Origin of the sequence: Azorhizobium oxalatiphilum (assembly GCF_014635325.1) — a bacterium.
In the GTDB taxonomy this organism is placed as follows: domain Bacteria; phylum Pseudomonadota; class Alphaproteobacteria; order Rhizobiales; family Xanthobacteraceae; genus Azorhizobium; species Azorhizobium oxalatiphilum.
Genome location: NZ_BMCT01000001.1, coordinates 1,586,017 through 1,609,250 on the forward strand (window position 1 = coordinate 1,586,017; position 23,234 = coordinate 1,609,250).

19 protein-coding genes are annotated in these 23,234 nt (G+C 66.9%); 8 read left to right on the plus strand and 11 right to left on the minus strand.

Going from position 1 to position 23,234, the window contains the following annotated elements; genetic code table 11:
* Window positions 1-4: 4 nt before the first annotated feature.
* Together IEW24_RS07050 and IEW24_RS07055 are read right to left on the minus strand one after the other, a co-directional pair.
* Window positions 5-952, minus strand: a complete 948-nt coding sequence (locus IEW24_RS07050; protein ID WP_188576659.1) for an alpha/beta fold hydrolase — start codon at window positions 950-952, stop codon at window positions 5-7.
* 49 nt (window positions 953-1,001) lie between these two features.
* On the minus strand, window positions 1,002-1,826 hold the full coding sequence (locus IEW24_RS07055; RefSeq protein ID WP_188576661.1) for an HpcH/HpaI aldolase/citrate lyase family protein: 825 nt from the start codon (window positions 1,824-1,826) through the stop codon (window positions 1,002-1,004).
* A 212-nt stretch (window positions 1,827-2,038) separates the two neighbouring features.
* Here IEW24_RS07055 and IEW24_RS07060 point away from each other — a divergent pair, with 212 nt between their 5' ends.
* Complete coding sequence (locus IEW24_RS07060; protein ID WP_188576663.1) at window positions 2,039-2,722, plus strand: class I SAM-dependent methyltransferase; 684 nt, start codon at window positions 2,039-2,041, stop codon at window positions 2,720-2,722.
* A gap of 86 nt (window positions 2,723-2,808) precedes the next feature.
* Here the strand turns inward: IEW24_RS07060 and IEW24_RS07065 are convergent, their stop codons facing one another.
* On the minus strand, window positions 2,809-4,611 hold the full coding sequence (locus IEW24_RS07065; RefSeq protein WP_244644201.1) for a class I poly(R)-hydroxyalkanoic acid synthase: 1,803 nt from the start codon (window positions 4,609-4,611) through the stop codon (window positions 2,809-2,811).
* A 150-nt stretch (window positions 4,612-4,761) separates the two neighbouring features.
* Between IEW24_RS07065 and IEW24_RS07070 the strand changes: the two genes are divergently transcribed.
* The 5 genes from IEW24_RS07070 (at window position 4,762) to recJ (ending at window position 10,744) form a co-directional block, all read left to right on the plus strand.
* Entirely contained in the window at window positions 4,762-5,094 is a 333-nt protein-coding gene (locus tag IEW24_RS07070; RefSeq protein WP_188576665.1) for a hypothetical protein, read from the plus strand.
* Window positions 5,095-5,249: 155 nt separating this feature from the next.
* Window positions 5,250-6,470, plus strand: coding sequence for an LL-diaminopimelate aminotransferase (locus tag IEW24_RS07075; protein WP_188576667.1), 1,221 nt, complete (start codon window positions 5,250-5,252; stop codon window positions 6,468-6,470).
* Between the two features lie 100 nt (window positions 6,471-6,570).
* The gene (locus tag IEW24_RS07080) at window positions 6,571-7,872 is read left to right on the plus strand and encodes a homoserine dehydrogenase (RefSeq protein WP_188576669.1); all 1,302 of its coding nucleotides are present in this window, start codon (window positions 6,571-6,573) and stop codon (window positions 7,870-7,872) included.
* A gap of 4 nt (window positions 7,873-7,876) precedes the next feature.
* Complete coding sequence (gene glpX, locus IEW24_RS07085; protein WP_188576671.1) at window positions 7,877-8,866, plus strand: class II fructose-bisphosphatase; 990 nt, start codon at window positions 7,877-7,879, stop codon at window positions 8,864-8,866.
* Between the two features lie 81 nt (window positions 8,867-8,947).
* Entirely contained in the window at window positions 8,948-10,744 is a 1,797-nt protein-coding gene (gene recJ / locus IEW24_RS07090) for a single-stranded-DNA-specific exonuclease RecJ (RefSeq protein WP_244644202.1), read from the plus strand.
* A 6-nt stretch (window positions 10,745-10,750) separates the two neighbouring features.
* Here recJ and IEW24_RS07095 read toward each other — a convergent pair whose 3' ends face one another.
* Window positions 10,751-12,043: a DNA polymerase IV gene (locus IEW24_RS07095; RefSeq protein ID WP_188576674.1), complete on the minus strand. Its 1,293-nt coding sequence runs from the start codon at window positions 12,041-12,043 to the stop codon at window positions 10,751-10,753.
* Window positions 12,044-12,064: 21 nt separating this feature from the next.
* Complete coding sequence (locus IEW24_RS07100) at window positions 12,065-12,379, minus strand: DUF3572 domain-containing protein (protein WP_188576676.1); 315 nt, start codon at window positions 12,377-12,379, stop codon at window positions 12,065-12,067.
* Between the two features lie 108 nt (window positions 12,380-12,487).
* On the opposite strand from IEW24_RS07100, the gene IEW24_RS07105 reads away from it, so the two are divergent.
* Window positions 12,488-12,856, plus strand: a complete 369-nt coding sequence (locus tag IEW24_RS07105; protein ID WP_188576678.1) for a response regulator — start codon at window positions 12,488-12,490, stop codon at window positions 12,854-12,856.
* Between the two features lie 423 nt (window positions 12,857-13,279).
* On the opposite strand, the gene rpmG is transcribed toward IEW24_RS07105, so the two are convergent.
* The 5 genes from rpmG to rnr form a co-directional block, all read right to left on the minus strand.
* Window positions 13,280-13,447 (minus strand): 50S ribosomal protein L33, encoded by a 168-nt coding sequence (gene rpmG, locus IEW24_RS07110; RefSeq protein WP_188576680.1) that lies wholly within the window; start codon window positions 13,445-13,447, stop codon window positions 13,280-13,282.
* A gap of 110 nt (window positions 13,448-13,557) precedes the next feature.
* Window positions 13,558-14,748, minus strand: coding sequence for an MFS transporter (locus tag IEW24_RS07115; protein ID WP_188576682.1), 1,191 nt, complete (start codon window positions 14,746-14,748; stop codon window positions 13,558-13,560).
* Window positions 14,749-14,853: 105 nt separating this feature from the next.
* Window positions 14,854-15,603 carry an NUDIX hydrolase gene (locus tag IEW24_RS07120; protein ID WP_188576684.1) on the minus strand — a complete coding sequence of 250 codons (750 nt, stop codon included), beginning with the start codon at window positions 15,601-15,603 and terminating at the stop codon, window positions 14,854-14,856.
* Window positions 15,600-16,046, minus strand: coding sequence for a DUF983 domain-containing protein (locus tag IEW24_RS07125; protein WP_188576686.1), 447 nt, complete (start codon window positions 16,044-16,046; stop codon window positions 15,600-15,602). Before IEW24_RS07125 ends, IEW24_RS07120 begins: the two co-directional genes overlap by 4 nt.
* 53 nt (window positions 16,047-16,099) lie before the next feature.
* A complete protein-coding gene (gene rnr, locus IEW24_RS07130; RefSeq protein WP_373870014.1) occupies window positions 16,100-18,565 on the minus strand; it encodes a ribonuclease R in 2,466 nt (821 codons plus the stop codon).
* Window positions 18,566-18,867: 302 nt separating this feature from the next.
* Between rnr and IEW24_RS07135 the strand changes: the two genes are divergently transcribed.
* Window positions 18,868-20,385: an MDR family MFS transporter gene (locus IEW24_RS07135; RefSeq protein ID WP_188576689.1), complete on the plus strand. Its 1,518-nt coding sequence runs from the start codon at window positions 18,868-18,870 to the stop codon at window positions 20,383-20,385.
* Window positions 20,386-20,412: 27 nt separating this feature from the next.
* Here the strand turns inward: IEW24_RS07135 and topA are convergent, their stop codons facing one another.
* On the minus strand, window positions 20,413-23,109 hold the full coding sequence (gene topA, locus IEW24_RS07140; protein ID WP_188576692.1) for a type I DNA topoisomerase: 2,697 nt from the start codon (window positions 23,107-23,109) through the stop codon (window positions 20,413-20,415).
* Window positions 23,110-23,234: the final 125 nt, after the last annotated feature.

Sequence of the window (23,234 nt, forward strand, 5' to 3'; positions counted from 1 at the left end):
AGCTTCAGTGCGTTGACGCTGCCTGCGCCACTTCGTCGATCGCCTCCATCACCGTGGATGTCGCCGTCTGGTGCACCATATGGCCGCCGCCGGCGACCAGATGCAGGCTGCTTCCCTTGATTTGTGCGTGCAGAGGAAGGGAATGCGCGGCAGGGTCGATCAGCCGATCTGCCGTGCCCACGACGATGGAAACGGGCATGGAGAGAGTGCCGTAGAGCTCTGCGTTGCGCGCGGTCGCGTCCGGCAGCATGGCCACCTCCTCCGTGGCCGCTTCTAGCTGCCACGGACGCAGCGCCATGGCGCGCGGAAACCCTTCAAACTTCGCGGGCACGGCCTCCGGTCCGAAGACCACGTCCATCACCTGCGGCCAGAGCAGCCAGGACAGGGCAGGGATCAACGTGTAGTTCGCCGCCACATCCACACCAGCCCCGGACGTGAGCTCAGCCATGTGCACGTCAGGCCGGGGATCGGGATAGAAATAGCCTGCCACCAGAACCAGCCCGGCCACGGACTGTGGCTCCTGCAGTGCCATGGTGGCCGCAACGAGCGCCCCCCACGAGTGGCCGACGATGATGGCGCGGCGGATGCCCAGTCCCGCCAGCGCCTCGCGCAGCAGCCGCGCCTGTTCGGCTGGCGTCCAGTCCTGGCCGCCGGGGCGGGTGCTGTGGCCGAAGCCGGGTCGGTCGAAGGCGAACACATGGTAGCGGCGGCTGGCGTCTGCCATGAGCCCGCTGGACAGCATGTCCTCGACCATGGCGCCGTTCCCGTGCAGGAGCACGACCGGTGTGCCCTGGCCGCCCTCCACATAATGCAGCCGCACGCCTGATCGCTCGATGAAGCGTCCGATGGGGGGATGGGCCTGTTCCACCAGCAGGCCGGCGCCGACATTGGCCCCGACCACCAGCATCAGGATCAAGGCGGCGAACAGGCTCGCTCGGGCTATGCGGCGCATGAAAGGGGCCTGTACCTGTTCGCGCGTAGCCGGGTCGTGCCCGATATCTTCAGGCGTCGGGAAGGGCGGCGGCACGCTTGAGGATGCCTTCCGCCCGGATGCGCACGGGGGCATCCACCATCATGCCATCCACCTGAAGTGCGCCGGCGCCTGCGTCCATGGCCTCAAGGATGCGGCGCGCCCATGCGATCTCATCCGCGCCCGGGGCGAAGCCGCGGATCACGGGAGTGATCTGGTTGGGATGGATGCAGAGCTTGCCGGTGAAGCCAAGGCTGGCGGCATAGGCCGCATCCTCCTGTGCCGCGACGGCATCGGAAATCGAGGTCGTCACGCCATCGAGGGGGCCGGCGCGTCCGGCGAGGCGGGAGGCCAGCATCAGTTCGGAGCGGGCCATCAGCAAAGCCTCGCGGGTGTGTGCGATGCCGAGGTCCGCGCAAAAATCGATGGAGCCGAAGGCCAGACGCACCACGCCATGGGTGGCGGCGATCGCCCGCGCATTGGCAAGGCCCAGAGCGGTTTCGATGAGTGCGATTACCGGCACGCCCGGAACGGCGGCATGAACAGCCGAGATGCATTCCGCATGTTCGGTCTTCGGCAGCATGATGCCCGCGGGCCGGAGCTCTCGCGCCAGCGCCAGATCATCGGCGAAAAAGGGCGTTGCCCGGCCGTTGATCCGCATCAGCAACCGCCCCTCGCGCGGCCAGTTGGCGCTGATGGCAGCCCGCGCTGCCGCCTTTTCCGTGGCGGCGACCGCATCTTCCAGATCAATGATGACGGCATCGGCTCCGGCGGCGAGCGCCTTGCCAAACCGCTCCGGGCGGTTGCCGGGGACGAACAGGACGACGAGACGGTCGGTGTGCAGGGCGTCGCTCATGGGCTTTCCGGGTAGGGGCCGGCTGGCGGGCGCCAGTCTGCCGCTCTCCGGCAACTGGCCGCCGGATCATGTCATGATCCGCTCACGGCTGTACATCCATGCTGCCAGCCTCCTCGGGGAGGATACGAGGTGGACAGTTCGCCGATCCTGAGCTTGCTTGATCGCAAGCCCTGCGAGGGAGAGCCAATGAAGACGCAAGGAGGAAGCCTCGGATGACCCGTGACGTGCGGACGACCTTTTCGGTGATCGAGGATCAGATCGGGCCGATCAGCGGCAAGCGGATTCTCGATGTCGGCTGCGGCCACGGTGCGCTGGCCCGGGCGCTGGCCCGGCAGGGCGGGCGGGTGACGGGCGTGGATCCCCAGCAGGCGGCCGTCGAGGCGGCGCGCGCTGCCGTCCCCGAGGGGACCTTTGTGCAGGCTGGGGCGGAAAGCCTGCCCTATGCGGATGGTGCCTTCGATGCGGTGGTGATCCTGAACGCTTTGCACCACGTGCCGGGCCCGCTCATGGGGGCGGCGCTGCGCGAGGCGGCGCGGGTGAGCGCAGGACCGCTGCTCGTCATCGAGCCGCTGGCGGAAGGATCGTTCTTCGCCGCCGTGCGGCTCGTGGATGATGAAACGGAAATCCGCGCCCAGGCGCAGGACGCAATCTCCGAGGCGCTGGATGCGGGCGCGCTGACGCTGCTCAGAAAGGCGGAATATGAGGATCGGCGCAGCTTTCCCTCAGCCGACGCCTTTCTGAAGAAGGTGGTGGAAGTGGACCCCGCGCGCGCCGGTATCGCAGAGCGCGAAGCAGAAAGCGTGGCTGCGATCATCGCTGAGGTCAGCGAGCCGGCCGAGGCGGGCTTTGCCTTGTTGCAGCCGCACCGCGCGCACCTGCTGCAGCGCGCGTCCTAGACGCACGTACGGCTTGGATTGCGCTGCCATCCAAGCCGTACGACTTTCAACAAAGAATCAGAGGCGTCCCCGCCTCCTTCAAGGCGCTACGAGCGCTCGCGCACGTAGCGGCCGGGTGCGTCCTCGATGGGCGGATAGAGGTTGTTGCCTACCGGGCGGGCGGGCACCTCCTCCTGATGCAAAGCGGAGAACCACTCCAGCCAATCCGGCCACCACGAGCCCTTGTGCTCCTGCGCGGCCTCGACCCAGGCGTCATAGTTGCCGACCACGTCGCCGCCGGTCCAGTACTGGTACTTCTGCTTGCCGGGATGGTTCACCACGCCGGCGATGTGGCCGGACCCCGCCAGCACGAACCGCACGGGTCCGCCGAGCAGGCCGGCCCCGATATATGCGGAATTCGGTGGCGCGATGTGATCCTCGCGGGTGGCCAGTGAATAGACCGGCACGTTCACCTTGCTGACGTCGATCTTCACGCCCGCCAGCTCGGCCAGCCCCTTGGCGATGTTGTTCTGCAAGTAGCAGTTGCGCAGATAATAGGAGTGGTTCGCCGCCGGCATGCGGGTGGAATCAGCGTTCCAGTAGAGCAGGTCGAACGGGAAAGGCTGTTTGCCCTTCAGATAATTGTTGACCACATAGGGCCAGATCAGATCGTTCGACCGCAGCATGTTGAAGGCATCGGCCATCTTCTTGCCTTCGAGATAGCCAGTCTCTTTCATGCGGCGTTCGATCACCGCGAGTTGCCCCTCGTCCACGAACACTTTCAGATCGCCCGCATGGGTGAAGTCGATCTGTGTGGTGAGGAAGGTGCTGCTGGCCACGCGGTTGTCGCCCGTCGCGGCCATATAGGCCAGCGTGACCGCCAGCAGGGTGCCGCCGACGCAATAGCCGACGGTGTGGGCCTGCTCCTCGCCGGTGACGGACTTCACGGTGTCTAGGGCGGCGAAGATGCCCTCGCGCATGTAATCGTCGAACCCCTTCTCGGCGAGCCGCGCGTCGGGATTGACCCAGGAGATGACGAACACGGTCAGTCCGCTGTCCACCAGCCACTTGATGAAGGACTTTTCCGGGTTGAGGTCGAGAATATAGAACTTGTTGATCCAGGGCGGCACGATCAGCACCGGGATCTTCTTCACGCTCTCGGTGGAGGGCGAATACTGGATGAGCTGCATCAGCTCGGTCTCGAAGATCACCTTGCCGGGGCTCAGAGCCAGGTTCCGGCCCACTTCGAAGGCGGACATGTCGGTCTGGCGAATCCTCAGGTCGCCATTGCCCTCCATGAGGTCCTCGGCGAAGTTCTTCATGCCGCGCACCAGATTGTCACCGCTGGAGGCGATGGTCTCGCGGATCAGCTCCGGATTTGTCATCACGAAGTTGGATGGCGAGATGGCGTTCGCGAGCTGGCGGACGAGGAATTCCGCCTTGTGCTTCACGTGCGGATCGAGCCCTTCGGTCTCCTGCACCATGGCTTCGGCCCACTGGGTGGTGACGAGGTACATCTGCTTCAGGGCATCGAAGAAGGGGCTGTCCCACTCCGGATCCTTGAAGCGCGGATCCTTCGCATTCCCGGCGGCGGCAGGCTCGGCCTTCTCGCCCGAGAGCTTCTGAAGGGCGCCGGCCCAGACCGTGAAATAGCCGGTCATCAGGCGGGACTGCGCCTGGAAGGAGCGCTTGGGATCGGACATCCAGTAGTTGGCGACCTCGCCGAAGGTCTTCATGGCATCGGCGATATCGTCGGCCATGTCCTCGGCCTTGCCGTCCTCTCGCGGCTGCATATATGCCGCAGCGGCCTTTCCGCCTTCCTCGACCAGCCGGGCGAGATTCTGTGCGAAGGCCTCCATGTTCACGGAAGCGGGGCGTTCTTCGGTGGTGACGTCACGCGGCGCTGGCATGGGAATTCCTTAAGGCGATTCCGTCTCTATATGATCGTGTGTCCGGTGGATCTGGTTTGTCACCGGTTGCGGACATATTAGAATGGGTATCGAGCGGGGGCGAGTGGCTGACGGGCGGCGGAACCGTCGAGTTTCGAGATTGGGATAGGCATGAGGCCACAACAGGGCGCGGAGCGCCTTCGGATCACTGAGTTTCGCACCGGCAGCGCGGTTGGGGCGCGTATGCGGGCGGCTGTCCTCGTGCTGGGCGCTGCCCTGTCACTGGCGGGCTGCGCGGGCGATTCTCCCATGGCCTTCCTCGATCCCAAGGTACCCGATGTGCCCAAGGTCGAGCCCGCCAACTACATCACCATCGGCGCTCCCGAGGTGAAACGCCGGCCCACGCTGTCTCCTGCCGATCAGACCAAGCTGCAGCAGCAGCTGGAAGGTCTGTCCAAGGACAATGGCAAGAGCGTCGAGCAGGCCATCGAAAAGGGCGTCTGAGACACTGCGTCGCGCCTTGTGCGCACCGATCGGGCACGGCTGCCCTGCCTTGCGGCAAATCTGCCGCAATAGATGGTTTTTGATTCACCGAAGAGTGCTAAAAGAGCCGTCCGCCGCGCCGGGAGGATGAAGCGCGGCTGTTGGAGCTTCGTGTCATGACAGACTTTCACCGCATTCGCCGGCTGCCCCCCTACGTCTTCGAGCAGGTGAACCGTGTGAAGGCCGCCGCCCGTAACAACGGCGTCGACATCATCGATCTCGGCATGGGCAATCCCGATCTCGACGCGCCTGCGCACGTGATCGAGAAGCTGAAAGAGACCATCGGCAAGCCGCGCACCGACCGTTATTCGGCTTCCAAGGGTATTCCGGGCCTGCGCCGGGCGCAGGCGGCCTATTACGAGCGCCGCTTCGGCGTGAAGCTGAACCCCGACACGCAGGTCGTGGCGACGCTGGGCTCGAAGGAAGGCTTCGCCAACATGGCGCAGGCCATCACCGCGCCGGGGGATGTGATTCTGGCCCCGAACCCGTCCTATCCCATCCATGCCTTCGGCTTCCTGATGGCCGGTGGCGTCATCCGCTCGGTGCCGGTGGAGCCGGACGCGCAGTTCTTCCATGCGATGGAACGCGCGGTGCAGCACTCCATTCCGAAGCCCATCGCGGTGGTGATCTGCTATCCGTCCAACCCCACGGCGACGGTGGCGAGCCTCGATTTCTACAAGGACGTGGTGGCCTTCGCGAAGAAGCACGACCTCATCGTCCTGTCGGATCTGGCCTATGCCGAGCTCTATTTCGACGACAACGACCCGCCGCCCTCCGTGCTGCAGGTGCCGGGCGCCATGGACGTGACGGTGGAGTTCACCTCCATGTCCAAGACCTATTCCATGGCCGGCTGGCGCATGGGCTTTGCGGTGGGCAACGAGCGCCTCATCGCCGCGCTCGGTCGCGTGAAGTCCTATCTCGATTATGGCGCCTACACGCCGATCCAGGTGGCGGCCACCGCAGCGCTCAACGGCCCGCAGGAGTGCATCGCCGAGATGCGCGCCACCTATAAGCATCGCCGCGATGCCATGGTGGACAGCTTCGGCCGCGCCGGCTGGACCGTGCCTGTGCCCAAGGCCTCCATGTTCGCCTGGGCGCCCATCCCCGAGCCGTTCCGCGCCATGGGCAGCGTCGAGTTCGCCAAACTGCTGATCGAGAAGGCCGAAGTGGCCGTCGCGCCGGGCGTGGGCTTCGGCGAGCATGGCGACGATTATGTGCGCATCGCCGTGGTGGAGAATGAACAGCGTATCCGCCAGGCGGCGCGCAACATTCGCCGCTTCTTCGAGCAGGCGGGTCATACGCTGCACAACGTGGTGCCGCTCACGGCCTCCCGCTGATCGCCAGAGAACGTCGTGGAGCCGGAGCCGGCTCCGGAGGCTGACACTTCGCCGCCATCCGTCCGGGTGGCGGCCTCTCAACAGGACATCCGTTCGTTCCATGAGCCAATTGAAAGTTGGACTGGCTGGCCTCGGCACGGTCGGCGTCGCCGTGGTCCAGATGCTTGAGCGCCAGGCCGCCGAGATCGAGGCCCGCACAGGCCGCAGCGTGAAGGTGGTCGCCGTTTCCGCCCGCTCCAAGGGCAAGGACCGGGGCATCGACCTCTCCGGCGTGCGCTGGCACGACGATCCGGTTGCGCTCGCCAGGGATCCCGACATCGACGTCTTCGTCGAACTGATGGGCGGCGATGGCGATCCCGCCAAGGCGGCGGTTGCTGCCGCGCTGGCCGCCGGTCGTCCCGTGGTCACGGCCAACAAGGCGCTGCTGGCCCACCATGGCGTGGAACTGGCGCAGGTGGGTGAAGCCTCCAATGCCACGCTGCATTTCGAGGCGGCGGTGGCGGGCGGCATCCCCATCGTGAAGACTCTGCGCGAGGCGCTGGGCGGCAACCGCATCGAGCGGGTTTCCGGCATCCTCAACGGCACCTGCAATTACATCCTCACCCGTATGGCGGATGAGAAGATCGCCTTCGACGCGTGCCTCGCCGATGCCCAGCGCCTCGGCTATGCGGAAGCCGATCCCACTTTCGACATCGACGGCTTCGACACCGCCCACAAACTGGCGCTGCTCACCAGCCTTGCCTTCGGCACCAAGGTCGATGCGGACGCCATCTATGTGGAGGGCATCCGCTCGCTGACGCTGGCCGATCTGGAAGCAGCCGACGAACTGGGCTTCAAGGTGAAGCTGCTGGGCGTCGCCGTGCGCACCGAGGAAGGCATCGAGCAGCGCGTGCATCCCACCATGGTGCCCAAGCACTGGCCGATCGCACAGGTGTCCGGCGTCACCAATGCGGTGGCGGTGAATGGCGATGCGGTGAACCTCACGCTGGTCGGCCCCGGTGCCGGCGGTGCGGCCACGGCCTCGGCGGTGGTGGGCGATCTCATCGACGTGGCGCGGGGCAATGGCGGCTTCGCCTTCGGCCTGCCGGTGGCGGCGTTGCAGCCGGCGCAGCGCGCGCCCATGCAGCGCCACGAGGGCGGCTATTACATCCGGGTTGCGGCGGTGAACAAGCCGGGCACGGCGGCCACCATCGCGCGGCGCATGGCGGAGGAGGGCATCTCGCTCGAATCCATCGTGCAGCGTCGGCCGCAGCGGGCGGCAGGCGTGGAGCCGAACGATGTGGCGGTGATCCTCATCACCTATGCCACCACGGAAGATGCAGTGCGCCGCGTGATGGCGGCCATCGAGGCGGATGGCGTGATCGTCGGCCAGCCGCAAGTCATCCGCATCGAAAAGGACTGACCCCATGACCGCCGCGCCCGTGCCGCAGCAGCTTGATCGTCGCCATGCCCTGGAAATGGTCCGCGTGACCGAGCGGGCGGCGGTGGCGGCGGCGGTCTGGCGCGGCCGCGGTGATGAGCAATCGGCCGAGGAGGCGGCGACTTCCGCTGCCTATGCCGAGCTTGGCCAGATGTCGGTCAGTGGCCGGGTGGTCATCGGCGCGGGCGTCGAAGGTGACGTGTCGCACCTCTATATCGGCGAGACCGTGGGCGGGGGCGGCGACGCGGTGGATATCGCCGCCGATGCGCTGGAGGGCGCGACCCTCTGCGCCAAGAACATGCCCGGCTCCATGGCGGTCATGGTGCTGGCCGCGCCCGGCTCCCTGCTTCAGGTGCCGCCGGTCTATATGGACAAGGTGGCCATCGGCCCCGGCTATCCCAAGGATGTCATCTCCCTGCGGGTCAAGCCGGAAGACAACATCCGCGCGCTGGCCGAGGCCAAGGGCGTTTCCACCAGCGACATCACCGCGCTCGTGCTGGACCGGCCGCGCCATGCGGGCCTGATCGCGGCTGTGCGCGCGATCGGAGCATCGGTGAAGCTGATCACCGATGGCGACGTGGCGGGCGTGATCCACACCACCAATCCGCGCGACAGCGGCGTGGACATCTATCTCGGCACGGGTGGGGCAGCGGAGGGCGTGCTTGCCGCGGCTGCGCTGCGCTGCATGGGCGGACAGATGCAGGGGCGTCTGATCCTCGACACGGATGACAAGCGCGGCCTTGCGCGCAAGCTGGGCATCCGCGATCCGGGCCGGATCTATGACCTGTCCGACATGGTGGCCGGCGATTGCCTGATGGCCGCCACCGGCGTGACCGATGGCCCCCTGCTGCACGGTGTTCGTTTCAGCCGCGGGTTGGTGGAGACCGACACGCTGCTGATGCGGGCGGCGTCCGGTACCGTGCGCCGCATCTCCACCCGGCACAGCGATCCCCGGAAGTTCGGGCTGGAAGGCTGATCGCAGCCAGCTGACCTTAGGGTGGGGCGACGTTTCCGCTCGACGCAGGCATATGCCTTGGGCTTCATGGCCCGCGTGAACATGATGCCGACGAATCGACCTTTCCTGTCCGTGTCCCGCTCGGCCACCGGCCGCATCTGGCGCGACCGGCTGGACATGCGTGCCTCGCAGGCCGCCCTTGCCATCACCCAGCGGCACAATGTGCCGGACCTGCTGGCCCGAATCCTTGCCGGCCGGAATGTGGATCTGGACGAGGTTCCGGCCTATCTCGACCCCTCCATCAAGACCTTGCTGCCCGATCCGGATACGCTGACCGACATGGGCAGCGCAGTGGAGCGCATGGCTGCCGCCGTCACCAAAGGCGAGCAGGTCGCAGTGTTCGGCGACTATGACGTGGACGGCGCCACCTCCACCGCGCTGCTGGTGAGCGTGCTGCGGGCGGCAGGGCTCGATCCCTTCTTCCACATCCCCGACCGCATCTTCGAGGGCTACGGGCCCAATGTCGGCGCCATCGAGCAACTGGCGGCGAAGGGCGTGACGCTCCTGGTGACGGTGGATTGCGGCACCACCAGCATGGAACCTCTGGCCGCCGCCCGCCGGCTCGGCATGGACGTGGTGGTTCTTGACCACCATCAGGCGGGCGAGCACCTGCCCGACGCCAATGCCATCGTGAACCCGAACCGGGAGGACGACCTCTCGCATCTCGGCCATCTCTGCGCGGCGGGCATCGTCTTCGTCACCATGGTGGGCCTGCTCCGCAAGCTGCGCGAGATCGGCCATTGGACCTCCGAGCGCCCGGCGCCGGACCTGCTGGCCCTGCTGGATCTCGTGGCGCTGGGCACGGTGGCGGACGTGGTGCCTTTGAAGGGGCTGAACCGCGCCTTCGTCACCAAGGGGCTCATCGCCATGCGCCGCCGCGTGCGGCCGGGCCTGACCGCGCTCATGGACTGCGCCCGCCTCGACGGGCCGCCACGCCCCTGGCATCTCGGCTTCCTGCTCGGTCCACGCATCAATGCGGGCGGGCGCATCGGCGATGCGACGCTCGGCACGCGGCTGCTGCTCACCGATGACCCCGCCGAGGCGAAAGCCATCGCCGCCGAGCTGGACCGCCTGAATGGCGAGCGGCAGGCGGTGGAGCAGGGCATCCTCGCCACCGCCGAGGCGGAAGCGCAGGCGGCGCTGGGCATTGACGGCACGGGTGCATCCACGGTGGTGGTCAGCGGCAACGGCTGGCATCCCGGCGTGGTCGGCCTCGTCGCCTCGCGCCTCAAGGAGCGTTTCTCCCGTCCGGCTTTCGCCATCGCCTTCATGGGCGACACCGGCACCGGCTCGGGCCGTTCCATTCCCGGCGTGGACATCGGCCGCGCGGTGCGCGGCGCGGTGGAGGCGGGCCTTCTGGTCAAGGGCGGGGGCCATGCCATGGCGGCGGGCCTCACCGTGGAGCGTCATCGTCTCGGTGATCTGCGCGCCTATCTGGAAGACCAGCTCTCGCCCGCCGTGGAGCGTGCGGGCGGAGAGGGCGAGCTGATCATCGACGGCGCGCTCACCGCCAGCGGCGCCACGCCCTATCTGCTGGAGCAGGTGGCGCGCGCCGGGCCTTATGGCGCGGGCAATCCCGAGCCGGTGTTCGCCTTCCCCTCCCATCGCCTCACCTATGCGGAGAGCTTCGGCAACGGCCATGTGCGGGCACGCCTGACGGCGGGCGACGGCACCTCGCTGAAGGCCATTGCTTTCCGCTGCGCCGAGGAACCGCTGGGACGCGCCATTCTTGGCGCTCGCGGGCGGAGCGTGCACGTGGCCGGCCATCTGGAGCTGGAGCACTGGCAGGGCGAGACCCGTGTGGGGCTGCGGCTGAAGGACGTGGCCGAGGTGGGCTGAGCGCCTTCAGCGCCCCGAGCGCTCGGGTTTTCCACGTGTAGGCCCATCCAGCAGGATGCCGCGCTTGAGTGCCGCGGCGCCGAATTTGGCGCGCACTGCGTCCATGGCGCTCTCGGTGGCCTTGAGGCGCTGGGTGGAGGTGTCCACGAGGTCCACCGGGTCCGCGTCGCTGCCCGGCGAGAGATCGGACAGACCGACGCCGATGAGGCGGAAGGGCGTGCCGTCCACCTCCTTCAGCAGCAGTTCGTGGGCGGTGGCATAGAGGCGGGCGGCGAGATGCGTCGGGTTGTCGAGCCCGCGCGAGCGGGTGCGCAGGCGGAAGTCAGCCGTCTTCAGCTTCAGCGTCACCGAGCGGCCCGAGAGGTCCGCCGCCTTCATGCGGGCGCAGACCTTCTCGCACAAGGCATAGAGCGTCTGCTCCAGCGGACGCAGGTCGCGGATGTCGGTGTTGAAGGTGGTTTCGGTCGAGACGCTCTTGGCCTCGCGATCCGGCGAGACGATGCGTGAATCGAGTCCACGCGCGAGCCGATAAAGGCGCAGGCCCTCCGCGCCATAGCGTCGGGCGAGGTCCTTTTCATCCGCCCGCTGCAGGTCGGCGATCACATGGAAGCCATCCCGCGCCAGCTTGGCGCCGAAGGCGGGCCCCACGCCCCAGATGAAGGTGACAGGACGGGGCGCGAGGAAGGCAGGAGCCTCCTCAAGGCCCAGCACGGAATAGCCACGTGGCTTGTCCAGCTCGGAGGCGGTCTTGGCGAGGAACTTGTTCGCCGCCAGCCCCACCGAGACCGTGATGCCCACTTCCCGCTCCACCTCGGCAGCGAAGCGGGCCAGCACGCGGGCGGGGGAAAGACCGTGCAGGCGCTCGGTGCCGGTGAGGTCGAGAAAGGCCTCGTCGATGGAAAGTGGCTCCACCAGCGGGGTGAGCTGCTGCATCCTGGCCCGGATCTCGCGGCCTACGGCGACGTATTTCGCCATGTTGGGCTTGATGATCACCGCCTGCGGGCACAGCGCCCTGGCCTTGAACATGGGCATGGCCGAACGCACACCGGAGATGCGGGCGATGTAGCAGGCGGTGGACACCACGCCCCGCGTGCCGCCGCCGATGATGACGGGCACATCGCGCAGGTCCGGATTGTCCCGCTTCTCCACGGCTGCGTAGAAGGCGTCGCAATCCACATGTGCGACGCTCAGGGAATCGACCTTGGGGTGCCGGACAAGACGCGGGCTGCCACAGGCGACGCAGCGGGGACCGTTTCCGGCATCCGTCAGGCAGTCGCGGCAGAAGCCGGGTGAGGACATGGGATCGGCATCCCTCTGGCGTCAGTGCGCCCGGCGTACCACTGAGTCGGGGTCTACGGGCGGGCTGAGCAGGTCGTGAGCCCGGGACACTGTGGCGGGCTCAACGCTGGCGTGGGCGCAGAACACCAGCAGCAGCGGCTCGTCGGAGAGCAGATAGGCGAGCACGCCGGCGCCGAAGTCCGCGCGCTTCACGGCATCGCGAAGCCCGCTGGGATCAAGGCCCGTGGCCTCCAGGAAGCCGGCGATCCGCTCGGCATCGCCGGCGAGGAAGGTGAGGGCCTGAAGGGCGATGTCGTCCGCCCGCGCGCGTTCGGCGGGACGTTCCTTGATGGGCATTTGCGCTTCCGCAACGATTGGGCTCTAGCTAGTCCCATCATGTCCGATCCGCTCGCGTGTGCGAAGCGGCAATGAGACGCCGGACAGATGCGCTGGGGATGAGGACAGATGCCGAAGACGGTCATGATCGTGGAAGACAACGAGCTCAACATGAAGCTCTTCCACGACCTTCTGGAGGCGCACGGCTACCAGACGGTGGAGACGCGCAACGGCATCGAGGCCATGGACCTCGCCCGTGCCCACAAGCCCGACCTCATCCTCATGGATATCCAGCTCCCGGAGGTTTCCGGTCTCGAAGTCACAAAATGGCTGAAGGCGGACGAGGAGCTGAAGGCCATCCCGGTGGTGGCGGTCACGGCCTTCGCCATGAAGGGCGACGAGGAGCGAATCCGTGCCGGCGGCTGCGAGGCCTATCTCTCCAAGCCTATCTCGGTGGCCAAGTTCCTGGAGACCGTGAAGCAATACACCGGCGGCTAGCCGGCTCTAAGTTCTTTTGGCCGTGTATGATTCGATCTTGTGCCGGTGCGGCCTCTTTGCATTCTCCCGCCCATGGGATAGCCTTGGCTGTATGGAAACATGGAAGCTGAATGGTTCCTGAAGGCAGAAATGCTGAAGGTGCCTCGCTTCCTCTTCCAACCCTACGGAGTGCTCAGGTCCGCCGCATCTCCTGGGTCCGTGGGGTTCGGCCGGCGGGTGGACGATCACGGGAGGCCTCCCCGTCCGTCCACCGCCGGCCACCTCATCTCTCTCATCGTTGCTGAATGAAACCGTTGCTCCCGTCCGGGCAGCGGCCTTTTTGCGTGTGTACCGCACCGCCCGCCGGAGGCTCTCAGGCAAAGAAAAAGGCGCCTTCCGGAGAAGGCGCCTTTCAGTCGGTCACAAACCGAATCGCGGTTCAGATCACTTGATCTTGGTCTCGCGGAATTCGACGTGCTTCTTGGCGACGGGGTCATACTTCTTCATCACCAGCTTCTCCGTCTTGGTACGGGAGTTCTTCTTGGTGACGTAGAACACGCCCGTGTCCGCGCTGGACAGAAGCTTGATCTTGATGGTTGCAGCCTTGGCCATGATCGATCCTTGATGCCATTCCGGCGGGCAGGCCGACCGGGCGAACCTGCGGTAAAAGAATTACGTACGCGCTGCCGGTACGGCGGCTCGTGGACGCGGAAATTCTCTCATCAGCCCTTGCTTGTCAAGCCTTCCCGCATCTCGGAGCGGACAATGCAGGCAACCACCACCGCCACATAGACGCCGAGCATGCCCGCGACCACGAAGGCAAAGCCATATGGATTATAGGCATCCATGCCGAAGCCCACCAAAGGCGGGCCGATGATGAGGCCGATGGAATAGAGCATCACGAAAGCCGCATTGGCTGCCGCAAGGTCGGCTCCACGGAATCGCTCGCCCAGATGGGCCAAGCCTACCGTGTAGATGCTGCCGACGATTCCCGTGGCGAGGAACACCGCCACCTTGAAGGCGAGACTCTCCACCGGGATGAAGGGCAGCACGGCGGCGCCCAGGGTGCCGAATCCGGCGCAGAACAGCAGCAGATACCGGCGATCGATCTTGTCGCTGAGCAGGCCGAGCGGAATCTGGAAGGCGACGTTGCCGAGCACGGCGATGGTCAGCAGCAGCGAGGCCGATGTTTCTGTGAGGCCAAGGCGCACGCCATAAAGGGGCAGGAAGCTCAGGACAGCCGTCTCCACCGCGCCGAACATGAGGGCGGCCAGCGTGGCGATGGGCGAGCGGCGCACAAAGCCGAGCACGTGGTGATGGTCTTCCTCGTGGATCTTCGGCGTCACGCCATGGGCGATCAGGATGGGAATGATGCCCAGAGACATCACCACTGCGCCGGCCACATAGGGCTCCCAGCCGCGCGATCCGGTCAGCCCCAGAATCACCGGCCCCATGGCGGCGCCGACTGAGAGGCCTGTGGCGTAGAGGCCCATCATCAGCCCCCGTCGCTTGGGGGAGGCGACGGCATTGATCCAGAACTCGCTCACTGCGAACAGCACGCACAAGGCGGCGCCGAACACGAAGCGCAGCGGGAACCACATGGCGAAGGAGGGGATGGCCTTGAAGGCCAGCAGGCTCAGCGCCGTGATGACGATGGACAGGCTGAGCACGCCGCGCACGCCCAGCTTGCGGACCAGCAGCGGTACGAACGGCGCAGTGAAGATGGTGGCGATGCCTGCCACCGCCGTATTGATGCCGATCCAGGTGTTGGCGATACCACGGCCTTCCAGCTCCAGCGCCAGCAGCGGGATGGACAGGCTGATGCCGACGCCCACCACGGATACGGCGGCGATGGCGGCGGCAATGGAGAGGGTGCGGTCGGCGCGCGAGATGACCGGCTCGGGTGAATGCATGAAAACCTCAGGAACTCCGGCCGGCGCGCACCGGCTCTGACATCATCGGGGGGCGGGCGTGCAGGCACGCGGCCGGACAGGGGCGGGACACAGGCATGGGCTGCCTCAGTCCAGCTCGGCGCGCACGTGCGTGCCGTGGCGCATGGTGTAGAAGGGGACCGGCAGCCGCCGGGGCATGCGGGCCTCCAGCCGGGCCGCCAGCTCCCGCAACGCGATGCGGGTGATGTTGGGCAGCTCCAGCTTCTCCGTTTCAGGAAGCGTCAGCCAGCGCAGTTCCACCAGCTCCGCATCCGGCCCGGCCACGCCCTCCACCCGCGCAGCGACCTCGGAGACGTCCGCGAGGAAGAAACGCGTGTCGAAGCGCTTGATGCGCCGGGGCGGAGTGATGGCCCGCATCATGAAGGTGAGCGATTCCAGGTTGGGATAGACCCCATGGGTGGCGAAAGCCTGCCAGTCTTCGCTGGGGACATCCGGCGGCCCGGCCTCGGTGGTACCGAGCATCAGCCCGGTTTCCTCAAAGGTCTCGCGGATGGCAGCGGCAGCCAGTGCGCGGGCGCGCAGCGGCGAGGGCCGCTGGACGCGGGTCATCAGCCGGCGCTCGCTGTCGCCGTCCAGCATGCCGAAGACCGGCATGGCGCGGTCACTGGCTTCGACCCGTCCGCCGGGAAAGACGAAGACGTCGGGCATGAACCGATGGCCGGGATGGCGTCGGCCCATGAGCACGCGTGGCGCCTTGCGGCTGCGATCCACGAGAATCAGCGAGGCAGCATCGCGCGGCCGCAGGTTGGGTGTCTGCGCGCGCGGGGCGGTGCCGTCCGGCAAAAGCGCGGTGAGCTCTGGCGAGGTTTCGGTCATGGGGTGGCGGGGATCTTTTCTGGCGCGGTGCCGGGCGGGAGCGGTTCGTATTCCGGGCTGCGGGGATCGAAACCATGCATGCGCAGCGCCCATTGCAGGCCGATGAGCGCGCCCTTGGTGATGGGCAGCAGGGACAAGCTGAGAATCAATGCCAGCGGCATCCAGAGCGCGATATGCACCCAGACCTCGGGCCGGTAGCTCTCCTCGACCATGACCAGCAGCGGAACGACGATGTGGCCCACCAGCAGGATGGTGACATAAGGCGGGGCATCGTCGGCGCGGTGGTGATAGAGGGCCTCGCCGCAGGCGGGGCAATGGTCCGCCACCTTCAGATAGCGCGTGAACAGCGCACCTTCCCCGCAATGGGGACAGCGACCACGGGCGCCGCGCCGCATGGCGGGCGCCAGATCGCGTTCCCGGCGGGTTTCGGTGCGTCCTGTCATCAGCGCTCGCGTCCCCTCACCGTTGCGGCCCAATTACCGTTTGCGACTCTTGATTACCGTTTGCGACTCTTGCCGGACCTTGCGGTCCTTGAAAGTTTCGTCCGCCCCGGCCCGCTGTCGGAGGTGCCGGGGGCATTGTCCTCGCCCGGCGGCTTTCCGCGCCCGAGCCCGCTGGCGCTCCGGAACTTTCCGGAACCGGGTTTGAAGGCGCCGGATTTGGCCGGCCCGCGGGAGCGCGTGCTGACGGATTTGCCGCGCGCCTTCCCCACATAGGTGCCTTCCGAGAGAAGTTCAAACCTGAGTGCGCCCGCAACCGGGGCGGCTTCCACCAGCTTGACCTCAACCCGGTCGCCGATGCGGTGCATTTCGCCGGTGCGATCTCCCACCAGCGCCTGCCGCGCCTCATCGAAACGGTAATAATCCGCTCCCAGCGTGGAGGCGGGCACGAAGCCGTCCGCCCCGGTCTCATCCAGCGAGACGAACAGGCCGGCGCGGGTGGCCCCGGTGACGCGTGCACTGAAGGTGGCACCCAACTGGTCGGCCAGATGGTGGGCGATGAGCCTGTCCACGGTCTCGCGCTCGGCAGCCATGGCGCGGCGCTCGGTAGCGGAGATGTCGGCGGCGATCTCCGCCAGCGCGTCCACGGTCACGTTCTCGGGCAAGGCATCGGGGCCGCCGGTGAGCGTGCGCACGAGGCCGCGATGCACCACGAGGTCCGCATAGCGGCGGATGGGCGAGGTGAAATGGGCGTAGCGGCGCAGGTTCAGGCCGAAATGCCCATAGTTCTCAGGCGAATATTCCGCCTGCGACTGGCTGCGCAGGATCACCTGATTGACCAGCGGCGCGGCGTCCGTGTTCTCGGCCGTCGCGAGGATGCGGTTGAAATGCGAGGGCCGGACCTGATCGGTCTTGGGAAGCGTGATGTCGAGCGTGACGAGAAATTCGCGCAGGGCCGAGAGCTTTGCCAGCGTCGGGCCGTCATGGACACGGAAGATGAGCGGAACCTTCTTCTGCTCCAGCGTCTCGGCGGCCGCCACATTGGCGAGGATCATGAATTCCTCGATCAGGCGGTGGGCGTCGAGCCGGGGCGGGACGATGACGCGATCCACCGTGCCGTCCTCCTTCAGCAGGATTTTCCGCTCGGGCAGGTCCAGCTCCAGCGGCTGGCGGGCATCGCGAGCCTGCTTCACGCAGGCATAGGCCGCATAGAGCGGGCGCAGCACGCCGTCCAGCAGCGGGGCGGTGGTGTCGTCGGATTGCCCGTCGATGGCGGCCTGGGCCTGCGCATAGGCGAGCTTGGCTGCCGAGCGCATCAGGATGCGGTGGAAGGTGTGGCTGCGCTTGCGTCCGTCCTTGCCGATGACCATGCGCACGGCGAGCGCGGCGCGGTCCTCCTGCGGGCGCAGGGAGCAAAGGTCGTTGGAGATGCGCTCCGGCAGCATGGGCACGACGCGGTCGGGGAAATAGACCGAATTGCCGCGCAGCAGCGCCTCGCGATCCAGCGCCGAGCCCGGCCGCACATAGGCCGCCACGTCGGCGATGGCGACTGTGACGATGAAACCGCCGTCATTGTCCGGATCATCATCGGCCACCGCATGCACGGCGTCGTCGTGATCCTTGGCGTCGGGCGGGTCGATGGTGAGGAGAGGCAGCTTGCGCCAGTCCTCGCGATCCTTGGGCGTGGCCGGCTGGGCAGCCTCCGCCTCGGCGATCACCCGGGCGGGGAAAGCGTTGGGAATGCCATGGGCGTGGATCGCCACCAGACTGATGGCCTTCTCTGACGCCAGCGAACCGAGGCGGTCCTTCACGCGGGCGGTGGGCAGGCCGAACACGCGCTGGTGCATCATCTCCACGGAGACGAGATCGCCATCCTGCGCGTCATTCTCCGCGCCGGGCGGCACCTGCAGCTCGCGGCCGAGATTCTTCTTGTCGATGGGAATGATGCGTCCGCCGCCGCCATTGGGCAGGGCGCGGAACACGCCGAGCTGCTGCTTGCGCGCCTTTTCCAGCACCTTGATGACGCGGCCCGTATAGGCGACGCCCTCGGCCGGGTCGTCCTTCTCCACCCGCACGAGGATGCGGTCCGACAGGCCGGGGGCGGGGCCACGCAGCTTCTCGGGGATATGCAGCAGGATGACGGGGGCGTCACCATGCTCCTCGCTGTCCCATTCGGTGGGCGTGGCGAGGAGTTCGCCGTCGCTGTCGCGGCCGGTGACATCGGCGAGCACCACGCTCGGCAGGGTGCCGGCCACATGGACCTTGCGGCGGCGGCCTTCCACGGCGCCTTCATCCTTCAGGTCGCGCAGCATGGCCTTCAGTTCGATCTTCTGGCCGGTGCCAAGGCCGAAGGCGCGGGCGATGTCGCGCTTGCTCACCTTGCCGTCCTGCGAGGCGATGAAGGCCAGCACTTCTTCCTTGCCCGGCAGCACGCCGGTGGGGACAAACGCAGCCTTGGGCTGCTGGGACCTGTAGGGCCCGCGGGAGGAAGAGCGTTTTGGCGAAGGGGGGCGTTTGGCCAAGAGCGTGTCCTGTAGCCCGCTCATGCGGGCGTTTCAGCGCAGCCCTGCGCGCGGAGAGGGCGCGGGGCCGAAAGGAATGTTCCGCAAGCTAGTGCAGGCGGCATGTCAGTTCAAAGGCAAACCATTCAGGGCAGGGCGGGGTATGGCGAGAATGTGGTGATTGCCCGCTCCGCGTGCATGGCCGACGTATGGGTCATGCGGCATGCCACTTGCGGCCGGGCGCATGCTGAAGGAAAATACCAAGGCTGCCTTAGTATTCCAGTCCTGCCGGCCTTCCGGGCCCGCGGTGCCGCCGAGGTCCCATGTCCGCGCCTTCGTCCGCCTCTTCCCCCGCCGGCGTTGTCCTGAGTCACACCGAGATTCGCGCCATCATCTTCGGCATCATGCTGGCGATGCTGCTGGCGGCGCTCGACCAGACCATCGTCGCCACCGCCTTGCCCACCATCGGCGCCGACCTCCACGATTTCGAGAATCTGTCCTGGGTGGTCACGGCCTATCTGCTGACCTCGACCGCCGTGACGCCGCTCTACGGCAAGCTGAGCGACGTGCATGGACGCCGGGCCATGATGCTCTGCGCCATCAGCGTCTTTTCGGTGGGCTCTCTGGCATGTGCGCTGGCACCGAACATGCTGACGCTGATACTGGCGCGCGGTCTGCAAGGGCTGGGCGGCGGCGGACTGATCTCGCTGGCCCAGACCATCATCGCGGACATCGTCTCGCCGCGCGAACGTGGACGCTATCAGGGCATGATCGCCAGTGTGTTCATGGCGAGCAGCATTGGCGGGCCCGTCCTCGGCGGCGTGCTGGCGGAGCATGCGCACTGGTCGATGATCTTCTGGATCAACCTGCCTCTGGGGCTGGCGGCCTTCCTGATGACCGACCGCCAGCTGCGGCGCCTGCCGCGTCATGACCGCAAGGCCAAGGTGGACGTGCTCGGCGCGGTGCTGATGGTGACATCCACGGTCGCGCTGCTGCTCATGCTCACCTGGGGCGGCGTGCGCTATCATTGGGATGCGCCCGAAATGCTCGCGCTCGCGGGCGCGGCGGCGATTTTCGCGGTGTTGTTCGTCTGGCGGATTGCGGCAGCGGAGCAGCCATTCCTGCCGCTTACCATTCTGCTGCATCCGATCGTCTCCCGCGGGACCACGGCAGCTCTGTTCACCATGGGCACGCTGATCGCGCTCTCCATCAACGTGCCGCTCTATTTCGAATCTGTCCGGCATCTGACGGCCAGCCAGTCGGGTCTCGGTCTCATTCCGCTGATGGGTGGTGTCGTGCTCGGGTCCTATGGCTCCGGCCGGGCGCTGGCGACCGTCACCCATTACAAGCGGGTGGCCGTCGCGGGGCAGTGCGCTGCTATCGCGGGCCTGCTGGCGTTGGCATTGGGGCCGGCGCTGCCGCACATGGCCCTCATGATGGTGCTGCTGGGTCTCATTGGCACCGGCATCGGCTGCCTGCTGCCGATTGCCACCGTGTCGATCCAGAATGCCATGCCGCCACATCTGATGGGCACGGCCACAGGCGCCATGAATTTCTTCCGCTCGCTCGGGGCCGCCATTCTGGTGGCTGGCTTTGGTGCGGTGCTGATGGCGGCGCTCGGCATCATGCCGGGGCAGGGGGATGTGTCGCGGCTGATCTCTGGTGCGGATGCCGAACGGCTCATCCATGCCTTCCGGCTGGTGTTTGGCGGGGCGGCGGTGAGCCTGACGCTCGGCCTGTGCGCGCTGCTCAGCATGGAGGAGCGTCCGCTGCGCACCAGCGCCCGCAAGGCGGCTGAAGAAACCGCCGGTGAAGACGTGGTGATCGGGGCGGCCGAGTAGCCGCCCCGTCATCCGGTCGCCGTGGCCTCAGCCCTCGGCGGTCTTCTCGGACTTTGTCGTGGACTTGGCCTTGGTGGTCTTCACCTTTGTGGCGGTACCGGTCTTGGCCTTGGTCGTCGTCTTCTTCGCAGCCGCTTTCTTGGGCGCGGCCTTCTTGGCTTCGCCATTGGCCGAGGCGGCGCTCTTGCGAGCGGGCTTGCGGCCGCTCGGGCTCGCGGCGGCCTTGGCGTCGATCAGGGCCACGGCCTGTTCCAGCGTCAGCGCATCGGGATCCTGCGCCTTCGGCAGGGTCGCATTGACCTTGCCATGGTTCACATAGGGTCCGAACCGGCCGGGACGCACGGTGATGGCGCCACCCTCGGTGGGATGGTCGCCCAGCGCGCGGCCGGCAGGCGTGCCGCCGCGACCACCACGGCCCTTGGCCAGCTTCTCGGCCAGCAGCACCACGGCACGGTTCAGGCCGACGCTCAGCACATCGTCCCCTGCCTCCAGATTGGCGTAGACCTTGCCGTGCTGGATGTAGGGGCCGAAGCGCCCGATGCCCGCGAGGATAGGCTCGCCGTCCTCAGGGTGATTGCCGATGGGGCGCGGCAGGGAGAGCAGGGCCAGCGCCGTTTCAAGGTCCACGTCGGCCGGGGCGAGGCTCTTGGGTAGGCTGGAGCGCTTGGGCTTGTTGCCGTCCACCGTCTCGCCGAGCTGGAGATAGGTGCCGAAACGACCGTCGCGGATGGTGACTTCGAGGTTCGTCTCCGGATCGGTGCCGAGCGTGCGGGTGCCGCCTTCAGTGCCGCCTTCACCCTCGCCGCCGGACAGCGGGCGGGTGTAGCGGCATTCGGGATAGTTCGAGCAGCCGATGAAGGAGCCGAACTTGCCCATCTTCAGCGACAGGCGCCCGGTGCCGCAGGTGGGACACACGCGCGGATCGCTGCCGTCTTCCTTGGGCGGGAAGAGATGGGCGGTGAGGATCTCGTCCAGCGCGTCGATGACCTGCGCGATGCGCAGTTCCTTGGTGGCTTCCACCGCCAGCGAGAAGTCGCTCCAGAAGGCGCGCAGCACCTGCTTCCAGTCGATCTCGGCGGCCGAGATCTCGTCGAGCTTCTCCTCAAGATCGGCGGTGAAATCGTACTCAACGTACTTGGCGAAGAAGCTCTGCAGGAAGGCCGTGACGAGCCGCCCCTTGTCCTCGGGCACGAGGCGCTTCTTGTCCAGCTTCACATATTCGCGGTCGCGCAGCACGGCGAGCACGGCGGCATAGGTGGAGGGACGGCCGATGCCGAGCTCCTCCATGCGCTTCACCAGCGAGGCTTCGGAATAGCGCGGCGGCGGCTCGGTGAAGTGCTGGTCGGTCTTGATCTCGCGCTTGTCGAGGGCCTCGCCGGCGCTCATGGCGGGCAGGCGGCGGCTCTCGTCGTCGTCGTCCTCGTCATCCTTGCCCTCGCGATAGAGGGTGAGGAAGCCGTCGAACTTCACCACCGTGCCGGTGGCGGTCAGCTCCAGCTCGCGGCCGGCGGCCTTGGCGATGATATCCGCCGTGGTGCGCTCCAGCTCGGCCGATTCCATCTGGCTCGCCACGGTGCGGGTCCAGATCAGCTCATAGAGCCGGGCCTGGTCGTCATCGAGGTGACGGGCCATGTCGCGCGGACGGCGCGAGGGATCGGTCGGGCGGATGGCCTCGTGGGCCTCCTGTGCATTCTTGGCCTTGGTGGTGTATTTGCGTGGCGCGCCGGGCAGATAGCGCGCGCCGAACTGGGCGGTGATGGCGCTGCGGGTGGCAGCCACCGCTTCGGGCGCCATGTCCACGCCGTCGGTACGCATATAGGTGATGAGGCCGGCCGTCTCGCCGCCGATGTCGACGCCCTCATAGAGGCGCTGGGCGATCTGCATGGTGCGGGCGGGCGCCAGGCCGAGCTTGCGGCTGGCTTCCTGCTGCAGCGTCGAGGTGGTGAAGGGCGGCTGCGGATTGCGCCGCATGGGCTTGGCTTCCACGCCGCGCACACTGAAGGTGGAGCTTTCGAGGGCGGCGCGGAAGGCGGCGGCCTCTTCACCCGTGCCCACGGAGAGGCGGGTGATCTTCTTGCCGTCCGCGCCGGAGAGCCGGGCCTCGAACGTGTCGCCGCGGGGCGTCGCCAGCGTGGCGGCGATCGACCAGTATTCCTTGGCGACGAAGGTCTCGATCTCGCGTTCGCGATCGCAGACGAGGCGAAGCGCCACGGACTGCACGCGGCCTGCGGAGCGGGCACCGGGCAGCTTGCGCCACAGCACGGGCGAAAGGGTGAAGCCGACCAGATAATCCAGCGCGCGGCGGGCAAGGTAGGCATCCACCAGCGCCACATCCACGGCACGCGGCGCCTTCATGGCGTCCAGCACGGCCTGCTTGGTGATGGCGTTGAAGACGACGCGCTCGACCTTCTGGTCCTTGAGCGCCTTCTTCTCCCGCAGCACTTCCAGCACGTGCCAGGAAATGGCTTCGCCTTCGCGATCCGGATCGGTGGCGAGGATCAGGCCGTCAGCCGCCTTCACCGCCTTGGCGATGTCGTTCAGGCGCTTCTGGGCCTTCGGGTCCACTTCCCAGAGCATGCGGAAATCGGCTTCGGGATCGACCGAGCCGTCCTTGGACGGAAGGTCGCGGATGTGCCCGTACGAAGCGATGACCTCGTAATCTGGTCCGAGGTATTTGTTGATCGTCTTCGCCTTAGCCGGCGATTCGACGATGACGACCTGCATTTGACGACAATCTCTTGAAGAACGCCGCGGCCCCTGGCGGCGGCCGCAACATGGGGTTCGACAGCAGGGCTGTCAAATCCCCCCGCACTTTTCCGCGCAGCAAGGCTATTTCAGCAGGCTATACA